Below are 12,819 nucleotides of genomic sequence, written 5' to 3' on the forward strand. Positions count from 1 at the left end.
GAGAACAAATCGTTACTTTAACTGGCCACAAGCAGACGTTTTCCGTGGGCAACGTTTCAGTCCTTGGACAGAGACAGTACTCTAGGTGCTTCAGTTGCTTGCTCCTTAGGATTAATAGCCGGAAGATCCTTTGTTTCTATATTCCCGCTGAGTTATCCAACTTTCACTTCCTAGAGACTAGCAATTAAATAAACATAAAAGTTTATGCTAGCAGTCACAGTTTATAACTATGAGTTTAACTTGTCGTGTAATCTAGAGTTCTGAAAGTCGTCCCTTTAAATATATTGTATCTATTATAATTAGCTTGGATGTCCTTTAGTATAGAAGAAATGTAATATCCATTCATTTAGTTTTCAAAACTTGTAGACTATATGATAACTTCGTGTTATTATATCTATCCGCCCTTAAAAAAGTCTTTTAAGCCGGTTCGTTTTATCAATTACAAAAAACATCTTGCAAAGATGGTGTTATTCTGGTATAGTTAATACCTCGCTTCGGATAACAAGCGTAACAAGTTAAATAAATAGTTGTTGACTTTCAATTTATATATTGATATAATATAAAAGTTGACTCGAAAAACAACGATCAACACATTGACCTTTGAAAACTAAACAAAAAGCCAAGCAAAGTGGGATATTTTAAAATATCCCGTCAAATGAAACAAATCGTTGAATGGTAACATTCGACAAACGCCAGACGAAAGTTTGGTTTTGATGTCTAGGACATCAAGCTTGATGATAAGTCATCATACTTTATCGGAGAGTTTGATCCTGGCTCAGGACGAACGCTGGCGGCGTGCCTAATACATGCAAGTCGAGCGCAGGAAACAAGCTGATCCCTTCGGGGTGACGCTTGTGGAATGAGCGGCGGACGGGTGAGTAACACGTGGGCAACCTGCCTTGTAGACTGGGATAACTCCGGGAAACCGGAGCTAATACCGGATGACCAACGGAATCGCATGATTCTGTTGTAAAAGTGGGGATTTATCCTCACACTACGAGATGGGCCCGCGGCGCATTAGCTAGTTGGTAAGGTAATGGCTTACCAAGGCAACGATGCGTAGCCGACCTGAGAGGGTGATCGGCCACACTGGAACTGAGACACGGTCCAGACTCCTACGGGAGGCAGCAGTAGGGAATCATCCGCAATGGGCGAAAGCCTGACGGTGCAACGCCGCGTGAACGATGAAGGTTTTCGGATCGTAAAGTTCTGTTATGAGGGAAGAACAAGTGCCGTTCGAATAGGGCGGCACCTTGACGGTACCTCACGAGAAAGCCCCGGCTAACTACGTGCCAGCAGCCGCGGTAATACGTAGGGGGCAAGCGTTGTCCGGAATTATTGGGCGTAAAGCGCGCGCAGGCGGTCTCTTAAGTCTGATGTGAAAGCCCACGGCTCAACCGTGGAGGGTCATTGGAAACTGGGGGACTTGAGTGTAGGAGAGGAAAGTGGAATTCCACGTGTAGCGGTGAAATGCGTAGATATGTGGAGGAACACCAGTGGCGAAGGCGACTTTCTGGCCTATAACTGACGCTGAGGTGCGAAAGCGTGGGGAGCAAACAGGATTAGATACCCTGGTAGTCCACGCCGTAAACGATGAGTGCTAGGTGTTAGGGGTTTCGATGCCCTTAGTGCCGAAGTTAACACATTAAGCACTCCGCCTGGGGAGTACGACCGCAAGGTTGAAACTCAAAGGAATTGACGGGGGCCCGCACAAGCAGTGGAGCATGTGGTTTAATTCGAAGCAACGCGAAGAACCTTACCAGGTCTTGACATCCTCTGACCACCCAAGAGATTGGGATTTCCCCTTCGGGGGACAGAGTGACAGGTGGTGCATGGTTGTCGTCAGCTCGTGTCGTGAGATGTTGGGTTAAGTCCCGCAACGAGCGCAACCCTTGATCTTAGTTGCCAGCATTCAGTTGGGCACTCTAAGGTGACTGCCGGTGATAAACCGGAGGAAGGTGGGGATGACGTCAAATCATCATGCCCCTTATGACCTGGGCTACACACGTGCTACAATGGATGGTACAAAGGGCTGCAAGACCGCGAGGTCAAGCGAATCCCATAAAGCCATTCTCAGTTCGGATTGCAGGCTGCAACTCGCCTGCATGAAGCCGGAATTGCTAGTAATCGCGGATCAGCATGCCGCGGTGAATACGTTCCCGGGCCTTGTACACACCGCCCGTCACACCACGAGAGTTTGTAACACCCGAAGTCGGTGAGGTAACCTTTTTGGAGCCAGCCGCCGAAGGTGGGACAGATGATTGGGGTGAAGTCGTAACAAGGTATCCCTACCGGAAGGTGGGGATGGATCACCTCCTTTCTAAGGAGCATTTAAGCTCAACTTATTGAATCGAACTTTGTCTTGGACTTTTTGTTTAGTTTTGAGAGGTTAGTCTCTCAAAGCTTCTTTTCTTTGAAAGAAGCCTTTGTCCTTTGAAAACTGGATAACGAAATGACTGAAAAGAATCACCGGTTATACCCTTTGAATACGTTCAAAGAAAGTGAACCGAGTGTCTTAGATGTAGGCTAAGAAAGACGCCACCAATTGTGAGTGGAAATTATCCGTAGAATTTTATATTTGATAGATAATTTTTGCAAGGAGAACCAAGGAGATCGAGGAAGCAAATGACGAATCCTCGGAGCGTACAACCGTACGTGAGGAGATGAGAAGTGTAGCTGACGATGAGATCTGTCGGTAATCCGCAGCAAAAAATGGTTAAGTTAGAAAGGGCGCACGGTGAATGCCTTGGCACTAGGAGCCGAAGAAGGACGGGACGAACACCGATATGCTTCGGGGAGCTGTAAGTAAGCTTTGATCCGGAGATTTCCGAATGGGGGAACCCCTTATCCGTAATGGGATAAGATCCACACTTGAATACATAGAGTGTGAGAAGGCAGACCTGGGGAACTGAAACATCTTAGTACCCAGAGGAAGAGAAAGCAAATGCGATTTCCTGAGTAGCGGCGAGCGAAACGGAAACAGCCCAAACCAAGAGGCTTGCCTCTTGGGGTTGTAGGACATTCCATATGGAGTTACAAAGAGTCTGTGTAGATGAAGCGACCTGGAAAGGTCCGCGAGACAAGGTAAAAGCCCTGTAGTCGAAATGCAGACTCCTCCGGAGTGTATCCTGAGTACGGCGGGACACGTGAAACCCCGTTGGAAACTGGGAGGACCATCTCCCAAGGCTAAATACTACCTAGTGACCGATAGTGAACCAGTACCGTGAGGGAAAGGTGAAAAGCACCCCGGAAGGGGAGTGAAATAGATCTTGAAACCGTGTGCCTACAAGTAGTTGGAGCCCGTTAATGGGTGACAGCGTGCCTTTTGTAGAATGAACCGGCGAGTTACGATCCCATGCAAGGTTAAGCTGAAAAGGCGGAGCCGCAGCGAAAGCGAGTCTGAATAGGGCGAATGAGTATGTGGTTGTAGACCCGAAACCGGGTGATCTACCCATGTCCAGGGTGAAGTCCAGGTAACACTGGATGGAGGCCCGAACCCACGCACGTTGAAAAGTGCGGGGATGAGGTGTGGGTAGGGGTGAAATGCCAATCGAACTCGGAAATAGCTGGTTCTCCCCGAAATAGCTTTAGGGCTAGCCTCGAGGGAAGAGTTTTGGAGGTAGAGCACTGATTGGACGAGGGGTCCCCACAGGATTACCGAATTCAGTCAAACTCCGAATGCCAAAAACTTATCCTCGGGAGTCAGACTGCGAGTGCTAAGATCCGTAGTCAAGAGGGAAACAGCCCAGACCATCAGCTAAGGTCCCAAAGTATACGTTAAGTGGAAAAGGATGTGGAGTTGCTTAGACAACCAGGATGTTGGCTTAGAAGCAGCCATCATTGAAAGAGTGCGTAATAGCTCACTGGTCGAGTGACTCTGCGCCGAAAATGTACCGGGGCTAAACGTATCACCGAAGCTATGGACAGACACCTTCGGGTGTCCTGTGGTAGGGGAGCGTTCCAAGGGCGTCGAAGCATGACCGGAAGGACATGTGGAGCGCTTGGAAGTGAGAATGCCGGTATGAGTAGCGAAAAGAGGGGTGAGAATCCCCTCCGTCGAAAGCCTAAGGTTTCCTGAGGAAGGCTCGTCCGCTCAGGGTAAGTCGGGACCTAAGCCGAGGCCGAAAGGCGTAGGCGATGGAAAACAGGTTGAAATTCCTGTACCACCACGTTTCCGTTTGAGTAATGGGGGGACGCAGTAAGGTAGGGTAAGCGCACCGTTGGTTGTGTGCGTCGAAGCAATTAGGCTGACAAGTAGGTAAATCCGCTTGTCGTGAAGGCTGAGTTGTGATCGCGAGGGAAATTTAGTACCGAAGTTCCCAATCCTACACTGCCAAGAAAAGCCTCTAGCGAGGAAGCTGGTGCCCGTACCGCAAACCGACACAGGTAGGCGGGATGAGAATTCTAAGACGCGCGGGAGAACTCTCGTTAAGGAACTCGGCAAAATGACTCCGTAACTTCGGGAGAAGGAGTGCTCTATTAGGGTGCAAGCCCGAGAGAGCCGCAGTGAATAGGCCCAAACGACTGTTTATCAAAAACACAGGTCTCTGCCAAGCCGCAAGGCGATGTATAGGGGCTGACACCTGCCCGGTGCTGGAAGGTTAAGAGGAGGGGTTATCCCGTAAGGGAGAAGCTCTGAATTGAAGCCCCAGTAAACGGCGGCCGTAACTATAACGGTCCTAAGGTAGCGAAATTCCTTGTCGGGTAAGTTCCGACCCGCACGAAAGGTGCAACGATTTGGGCACTGTCTCAACGAGAGACCCGGTGAAATTATATTACCAGTGAAGATGCTGGTTACCCGCGACAGGACGGAAAGACCCCATGGAGCTTTACTGTAGCTTGATATTGGATGTTGGAACAGCTTGTACAGGATAGGTAGGAGCCTTGGAAACCGGAGCGCTAGCTTCGGTGGAGGCATTGGTGGGATACTACCCTGGCTGTTTTGACATTCTAACCTCGGACCGTGATCCGGTTCAGGAACAGTGTCAGGTGGGCAGTTTGACTGGGGCGGTCGCCTCCTAAAGAGTAACGGAGGCGCCCAAAGGTTCCCTCAGAATGGTTGGAAATCATTCGTAGAGTGCAAAGGCATAAGGGAGCTTGACTGCGAGACATACAGGTCGAGCAGGGACGAAAGTCGGGCTTAGTGATCCGGCGGCACCGTATGGAAGGGCCGTCGCTCAACGGATAAAAGCTACCCTGGGGATAACAGGCTAATCTCCCCCAAGAGTCCACATCGACGGGGAGGTTTGGCACCTCGATGTCGGCTCGTCGCATCCTGGGGCTGAAGTAGGTCCCAAGGGTTGGGCTGTTCGCCCATTAAAGCGGCACGCGAGCTGGGTTCAGAACGTCGTGAGACAGTTCGGTCCCTATCCGTCGCGGGCGCAGGAAATTTGAGAGGAGCTGTCCTTAGTACGAGAGGACCGGGATGGACACACCGCTGGTGTACCAGTTGTTCCGCCAGGAGCATCGCTGGGTAGCTACGTGTGGAAGGGATAAGTGCTGAAAGCATCTAAGCATGAAGCCCCCCTCGAGATGAGATTTCCCATCACGTAAGTGAGTAAGATCCCTCAGAGAAGATGAGGTAGATAGGTCTCGTGTGGAAGCATGGCGACATGCGGAGCTGAGAGATACTAATCGATCGAGGACTTAACCAAATGTTTTACTCTAAGCAACGATTCTTTTCAGTCCTTCACGTTATCCAGTTTTGAGAGGTCAACGACCACTCACTATGTCCAGTGACGATCGCGGAGAGGTCACACCCGTTCCCATGCCGAACACGGAAGTTAAGCTCTCCAGCGCCGATGATAGTTGGGGGTTTCCCCCTGTGAAAGTAGGACGCCGCTGGGCAATTATGAAAAGACATTCTCTTTGGAGAGTGTCTTTTTTGTGGTTTTAAAGAGTTGTGAGTCTATAATCTTGGAGGTAGGTGCTACGGCGGTAGCACCTACAAAAGTAGCAGGTAGAAACCAAGAGTATGAGCGAGAATAAGTGAGTTTGAAAAGCTCTTTTCAAGGTAGGTGCTACGCTGGTAGCACCTACAAAAGTAGCAGGTAGAAACCGAGAGCATGAGCGAGAATAAGTGAATTTGAAACTAAATATATATAAGGTACACTTTTAAAATACAATTACATTATGTTGGGGCAGTGAGTGTATCCATCCATCTACATTGGTTTGTAACAACCATTAATTGTATAGTTCTCAAAAGGGAATAAACCATTTCCTAGCTAGACAGGATTCTGACTTCTTCCTCTGAATGTTACTATAGCTACATTATCTTGCCTTTTGTTAGCTAATTGAAAACAGAATAAACAATAATATAAAACCAAAGCAGAACATCCTCAATGGTATACACAGTATGAAATTTGCCAACTTTGAAACTTTATGAATTCAAGTAAACTGCTCTAATGGGAATGATCTATTTTAACATAAATTAATTACATTTTTAATCCGGCAAGGATCAGAAAAACACCAATTCCTATCACAAATAATTTACTAAAAGGAAGGCCACCAGCTACACCTATGAGCCCTAAAGACATTGTAAGAATCAATGTTAGCGGACCAACAATAGCCAAAACAGCATTAATAGCAAGTGCTTTCTCGATACTGTTGAATTTAAGCATTAAAAGAGCTGCTGTTATTTCAAAAGTACCTGATAACAAACGAAGTAAAACCATCCCGATTAAAGCTACTTCAATAGTTGCTAACCATGTTTTCATAAAATCACCTACCTCTAGTCCTTTTGCTCTTACTACTTCTATGATGGACAAGAGATAAAGTTGCCAAAAATCAAAACTATTTTATTTTATTTATTAATACGATAACTTGGTAGTATGCATATACCAATATTATTTATATATATTGGTAATATTTATCTATTTTAACGGACAGTCTTTCTATAAAAGACAAATTTCTGTTCATTGCTTTTTAAAACTGATATACTATTGAAGGAAATTAAATCTATAATAGAAATCCTTGCTGATATATAAACCAGTAAGGATTTTTATTGTTGTTGTTTTGTTACAGTTATTTGACATGAGCGACAATTTTAGTGCGAAATATGTTAATATCGCCTGGAAATTAGATTAAATCTATGAAAAGTTACAGTTTTGATACAGAAATATAATACTCTTATTACAAGAATGTCATATTTCTCTGTTATTGTTTTGGAAGAGACGAAAAGCACTTTCTATCATTTGTAGCCGATATAGATGGAAACTTGTAACTATTAGGGGGAAAATCTGTGCTTAAAAAGTTAATAGTAACCACCTTGGTCTTAGGGTTAGGGCATTCTATTATTGTTGATAATGCCTATGCCACAGAAGGACTTAAGGATGAGCAAGAGCGAACTGAACAAGAACGAGAAACTGTAAGGTCAGAACTTTCTGATGCAGAGGTTTCACTTGTTGCATTAGTTCAGGAACTCGACGTATTAAATAATCAACTCTCGGATCTAGATGAGAAAATTATGGAGAATCAAGAGAAGATAATTGAGACCGAAGAAAATATAGCGGAAAATGAGGAAGAAGTCGAAGTTTTGACGGTGGAAATGGAACGACTTCAAGATGACATTGATCAGCGATTTGAGTTATTAAAAGACCGAGCGAGTTCTTACCAGAAAAATGGTGGAGCCAGTACTTCATATATTGAAGTTGTCTTAGGATCTGAGAGTTTTGGAGATTTCGTGACTCGTGTAGTGACGATTTCAAGAATTGCACAAGCAGATGATGAATTTATTAAGCAACTAGAGCTAAATCAAAAAAAGCTTGAAAATGTACAAAAAGAACATGAAGACATAATTCAGGAGCTTCATGATCAAGTTACTGAACTTGAGGTCTTACATGCTGATATTAAGGAACAACGTGAAGAAACAACTCAAATTAGAGATGATTTGAAAGAAAACGAAGAAAAGCAAGAAGCTCTCATTGCTGAGTTAATAAAAGAAGAGCAAGATCTTGCTTTAAAGGAAGAAGATATACGTGAGAGGATTGAAGCAGAAGTTCAAAGGCAAAATGCTGAAAAAGAGGCTCAGGCTGAAGCTGAGAAAGCCGCCGTTATCCAAGAAAAACCTGTAAATCAATCAAAAGAAAATAACAATAACACTAATAATACTAATAATAGTACTAATAACAATAATTCTTCAACAGCAAACACTTCAAGCAATTCAAGCAACTCTGAAACCTTGACTAGCAGGGGACCATCAAACTCTAAATCTTCTGATTCAGAAGTACAGAGTTGGAAAACATTTTCCGCAACAGCATACACTGCTTCTTGCGCAGGGTGTTCAGGAATTACGAGTACAGGAATTGATTTAAATAGAAATCCTAACAGTAAGGTTATTGCAGTTGATCCGAGCGTCATTCCACTTGGATCTCGAGTTGAAGTGAAAGGCTATGGGACATTTTTAGCAGCTGACACTGGTGGCGCAATTAATGGAAATAAGATTGATATTTACATGTCCAACCGCGGAGATGCCTTATCATTCGGAAGCCGATCAGTTGAACTACGGGTGTTAAATTAATTAAGTATCGTTTTATGAGAGTACTACGCTTAAAAACGCTTGGATAAATATCCTAGCGTTTTTTATTTTTCACCCATTGGGTCGTAAATTATTCTGTATAGCCGACTATACATCGTTCACTTTAAAATTAGAATAGAACATCCGCTTTCTTTGAAGGAACTTATAATATTTTTTGGGAAAAATATCATTCGTCAATTCGATATAGTTAGTTACATAACAAGAACATTAGGGATATCTGTTATAATAGAGACTTATAAATTAATTCGCCATTATGAAGGATAAACATCACATTCTGAATCCGCATTTTTAAACCATAACTATTTAATCATCTTTCAATGTGAATGTTTTTAAAAATGTTTGTTTTCTACTTACAATGTAACCTATCTATTTTGGTGGATCTTGGTTGAAGAGGAAACGAATATCATCTATAATAATGAAGACAAATAATTCGGAGGTATATTATGGCTAAAGAAAGTTCATTTGATATTGTTTCCCAAGTAGATTTTTCCCGTGTGCAAAACGCGGTTGTGATGGCGACGAAGGAAATACAAACTCGCTATGATTTTAAAGGAAGTAAAAGTAGTCTTTCTTTAGAAAAAGAAGAGCTCGTTCTTGTTTCTGATGATGAATTCAAGATGGATCAGTTAAAAGATGTCTTCATCAGTAAGCTCATTAAACAAGAGGTTTCTTTGAAAAGTCTTGATTACGGAAAATTGGAAGGTGCATCTGGTGGTACTGTTCGTCAACGGGCAAAACTTGTCCAGGGTATCGATAAAGATAATGCTAAAAAAATTACGAAGCTTATTAAAGATAAAGGTCTGAAAGTAAAAACTCAAATTCAAGACGACCAAATTCGAGTGAGTGGTAAAAACCGAGATGATCTACAGACAGTTATCGCTGCTATTAGAGAGTCAGACCTGTCTATTCCAGTACAGTATGTGAATTATCGCTAAGATTAAAGTGATACAGATATATTTATAGAATAAAGGCATCTCCCATGAAAGGCCGGGAGAAGCCTTTTTAATTTACATTTAGTTCTTAGATTTCACATTATTGTTTTCTTTCGAAGCTAGGACCGCTTTTGCTTCGTTATAGGTCAATCCAGACTTATCATTAAGACGTTTAACTTCATTAATATCTGTTCCTGTTACCGTTTTTTTCCCCATGATCGAATACCTCCTTTATGATTTGCATTGTATGTTTAGTTTTGGCAATTCAAGAGAAATATATTGGTATAGAAAAGAATTATCTTTAGAAATCTGTTAGTTCTATCGTACGTAGAAGAAATCTTTTTAAAAGACACTCAAAAGCGAGAGGATAAATGATGATTGATAAAGTTTTGATCGTAGAGGGGAAGAACGATCGTAAACGAGTGAAGCAAGTACTTGATGAAGCAGTGGAAGTGATTTGTACTTACGGCACGTTAAGTGAGGAGAAATTGGAACGATTCATTTTTCCAATAGAAGATTTGGATGTTTATATTCTAGTTGATGCTGATCAATCAGGTGAAAAATTGAGAAAACAATTGAAAAGAGAATTACCTAACGCAACTCATATTCACACAGAAAAGACGTATGGTCAAATAGAAACAACTCCTTTTTATTATCTCACAGAAATATTAGGGGGTCATTTTAATGTCAAAGAATAGTAACCAGCAAATGGACAACTGTATTTATTTTTTACAGTAAAATTAAGTTCAGGTAATTTCTTAACGTAGGAAGAATAATCAATACGCAAGAGTTTTAAGATAAGCGTTAAATCGAGAATAGTAAATCTAAGTAGCAGACTATATCTCAAAAGGTTTTATAAATGTTTTTTAAGAAAGGTGGAATACGACATTGGAATATTTATTTTTAATTATTGGATTTGCTTTATTAATACAAGGCGCTAATTATTTTGTGGATGGCTCGTCTAACATTGCAAGCTTACTTAACGTATCACCGATGCTTATAGGATTAACGATAGTAGCTTTTGGCACGAGTTCACCCGAGGCAACAGTTAGTATAATGGCAGCATTGAATGGAAATGCTGATGTTGCAATGGGGAATGTAGTAGGGAGTAATATTTTTAACATCACGTTAGTAGTTGGTGTAACTGCCATCATTGCTCCTTTAACAGTGGAGAATGAAACAATTAGAAAAGAAATCCCTTTTACATTACTAGCTAGTGTTGCCTTATTTATATTTATGAGTGACATTGCGTTGCAGTCTGGAAATTTGAATGTGGTAACGAGAAGTGAGGGCTTAGTCTTATTATTGATCCTTTCTGTTTTCATTTACTATATTTTAGAAGTTGCAAGAACAAACAGAATAATATTAGTCCTCTGGTGGAAGAAAAACAGAAGGATAGTCCAAGCCCTAAATGGGGCAAACAAATTTTCTTGACTCTTATCGGTCTTGCTGCAATCATTTTTGGTGGGAATTTAGTCGTTAACAGCAGCACTGAAATTGCTTATGCATTAGGCATGAGTGAAACATTAGTGGGTTTGACTATTGTCGCTATTGGAACTTCTCTACCAGAACTTGTAACATCTATTACAGCAGCTATTAAAAAACAAACAGAAATTGCACTGGGTAATATTGTTGGAAGTAACATCTTTAATATTTTATTTGTACTAGGTGCTTCGGCAATCATTGTTCCTTTGCAAATCGATCCAAAAATCTTTATTGATGTTTTATTAATGATTATCCTCACCGTCGTATTGCTTGTCTTTTCTAGAAGTCATTTTAAAATCGGTAAAAACGAAGGGATATTTCTAGTTATTGCTTATGTAATCTATCTTTTCTATATCATTGCAAGAAATTAATACATGAATAACAGTCAGGAGAAATCAGATGTTATTACAGCCTTTGTCTAAAACCTTTTACGAACAAGAAGCGTTAATTTTGGCCAAGTCATTGTTAGGGAAACTCCTTGCGAAGAAAACAGAAGAGGGCATAGCGACAGGTAGAATTGTGGAGACAGAGGCTTACATGGGACCAATTGATCAAGCAGCTCACAGCTATCAAAACAGACGAACGAAACGAACGGAGGTCATGTTTGGTCCACCAGGATATACTTACACGTATTCGATGCACACGCACTGTCTCGTTAACGTTGTTTGCGGAGAGGAAGGCCAACCACAAGCCGTGTTAATTCGGGCCGTTGAACCTCTTTCCGGGATTGAACTAATGTATCAAAGACGTGATAAAGTAAAAAAAGAAACAGATTTAACGAGTGGCCCGGGAAAACTTACAAAAGCAATGGGGATCACAATGAATGACTATGGAAAACCATTAGATAGTGATACCATTTTTATCGCTGAAGGTGAAACACCACTCTCTATTTCCCACGGACCAAGAATTGGAATTGCAAATAGTGGCGAGGCAAAAGATTATCCTTGGCGGTTTTGGGAAACAGGTAATCGTTTTGTTTCTCGCTGACGATAGTAATTAGTTAATTCAGAGCAAAGGGTAATATCAAAAAAACATATTTAAACTAAACAAAGCACTTGTTCGATTAATCGAACAAGTGCTTTGTTTATATATAACTTTAACCAGTATATTTATTTCTTTTTATCTTCTTTTGCGGCTCTTTTCCTAGCTATTTTGCTTTGATTTCCATCACTTAATCCAAGGTCATCAGGAGTACTATTTCCTATTTCCTTTTTACTTATTAGACATCACTTTTTGTTCACCCTTTTCTGGAATATTTCTCCTTTACATATATTATTATGTAAATAAACTGAAAGATTATTCAAAAGGTATTATAAATAAAAATGAACCAGCTCTTTTTAGTTAACATAGTGCACAGATATGAAGGAGAGTGACTTATAAGTCACTCTCTTTGCTCACGCACTTTATATTTTTTTGTAGTTAGGACCCCGCTTATTTATGTTGATTTTTTTGCTCGTATTCGTAAATAGCCCAGTATACTTCTTCATCTGTGTATAGGGACAGTTCAATGTTTTCCATTTGTATATCCTCCATTTGTTATTATTAAGTTTAAAACAACTGATTTAATTCACTTTTAGAATGGAAGTCCTAATCAAGTACAGATACTTGTTCTAGTAGCATTTTTATACAAACGCTCATTTCTGTTACGAACCAATTTATATTTTGTTTGCTTTCTATTTTGCTCATATTGATAGATAGCCCAGTATACTTCTTCATCTGTATATAGGGACAGTTCAATGTTTTCCATTTGTGTATCCCCTCCTTTGATAATTTTAGTATAGTACAGGTTAGTTAATTAATGTTCCATTGCGTAAGGTTTTATGACAGAAAGATTTCTGTCAATTCAAATTATTGAATAAATAGACA

The 12,819-nt window shown here is 41.4% G+C and carries 7 protein-coding genes, 3 rRNA genes and 1 pseudogene; 8 read left to right on the forward strand and 3 right to left on the reverse strand.

Annotation, left to right across the window (positions count from 1 at the left end; genetic code table 11):
- The first annotated feature begins 752 nt into the window (after positions 1–752).
- The 3 genes from CEF18_RS07740 to rrf all read left to right on the forward strand — a co-directional run bounded on the left by CEF18_RS07740 (position 753) and on the right by rrf (position 5,847).
- Positions 753–2,320, forward strand: a 16S ribosomal RNA gene (locus CEF18_RS07740).
- A 394-nt stretch (positions 2,321–2,714) separates the two neighbouring features.
- Positions 2,715–5,654, forward strand: a 23S ribosomal RNA gene (locus tag CEF18_RS07745).
- Positions 5,655–5,731: 77 nt separating this feature from the next.
- Positions 5,732–5,847, forward strand: a 5S ribosomal RNA gene (gene rrf / locus CEF18_RS07750).
- Together the 16S, 23S and 5S rRNA genes form the textbook arrangement of a ribosomal RNA operon.
- Positions 5,848–6,434: 587 nt before the next feature.
- Here the strand turns inward: rrf and CEF18_RS07755 are convergent.
- Positions 6,435–6,716, reverse strand: coding sequence for a YqhV family protein (locus CEF18_RS07755; protein ID WP_110935934.1), 282 nt, complete (start codon positions 6,714–6,716; stop codon positions 6,435–6,437).
- A 524-nt stretch (positions 6,717–7,240) separates the two neighbouring features.
- On the opposite strand from CEF18_RS07755, the gene CEF18_RS07760 reads away from it, so the two are divergent.
- Together CEF18_RS07760 and CEF18_RS07765 are read left to right on the forward strand one after the other, a co-directional pair.
- A complete protein-coding gene (locus CEF18_RS07760) occupies positions 7,241–8,518 on the forward strand; it encodes a PcsB-like coiled-coil domain-containing protein (protein WP_223292268.1) in 1,278 nt (425 codons plus the stop codon).
- A 461-nt stretch (positions 8,519–8,979) separates the two neighbouring features.
- Positions 8,980–9,471: a YajQ family cyclic di-GMP-binding protein gene (locus CEF18_RS07765; RefSeq protein WP_110935935.1), complete on the forward strand. Its 492-nt coding sequence runs from the start codon at positions 8,980–8,982 to the stop codon at positions 9,469–9,471.
- Positions 9,472–9,549: 78 nt separating this feature from the next.
- Here CEF18_RS07765 and CEF18_RS26820 read toward each other — a convergent pair whose 3' ends face one another.
- Positions 9,550–9,684, reverse strand: coding sequence for a hypothetical protein (locus CEF18_RS26820; protein WP_259457970.1), 135 nt, complete (start codon positions 9,682–9,684; stop codon positions 9,550–9,552).
- 158 nt (positions 9,685–9,842) lie between these two features.
- Here CEF18_RS26820 and CEF18_RS07770 point away from each other — a divergent pair, with 158 nt between their 5' ends.
- The 3 genes and pseudogenes from CEF18_RS07770 to CEF18_RS07780 all read left to right on the forward strand — a co-directional run bounded on the left by CEF18_RS07770 (position 9,843) and on the right by CEF18_RS07780 (position 11,940).
- A complete protein-coding gene (locus CEF18_RS07770) occupies positions 9,843–10,166 on the forward strand; it encodes a toprim domain-containing protein (RefSeq protein WP_110935936.1) in 324 nt (107 codons plus the stop codon).
- Between the two features lie 190 nt (positions 10,167–10,356).
- Positions 10,357–11,324: pseudogene (locus tag CEF18_RS07775) on the forward strand (calcium/sodium antiporter).
- A 28-nt stretch (positions 11,325–11,352) separates the two neighbouring features.
- Complete coding sequence (locus CEF18_RS07780) at positions 11,353–11,940, forward strand: DNA-3-methyladenine glycosylase (RefSeq protein WP_110935937.1); 588 nt, start codon at positions 11,353–11,355, stop codon at positions 11,938–11,940.
- 604 nt (positions 11,941–12,544) lie between these two features.
- Here CEF18_RS07780 and CEF18_RS25825 read toward each other — a convergent pair.
- On the reverse strand, positions 12,545–12,700 hold the full coding sequence (locus tag CEF18_RS25825; RefSeq protein WP_183041186.1) for a hypothetical protein: 156 nt from the start codon (positions 12,698–12,700) through the stop codon (positions 12,545–12,547).
- Positions 12,701–12,819 lie beyond the last annotated feature (119 nt).

Source organism: Salipaludibacillus neizhouensis (assembly GCF_002886185.1).
GTDB lineage: Bacteria > Bacillota > Bacilli > Bacillales > Salisediminibacteriaceae > Salipaludibacillus > Salipaludibacillus neizhouensis.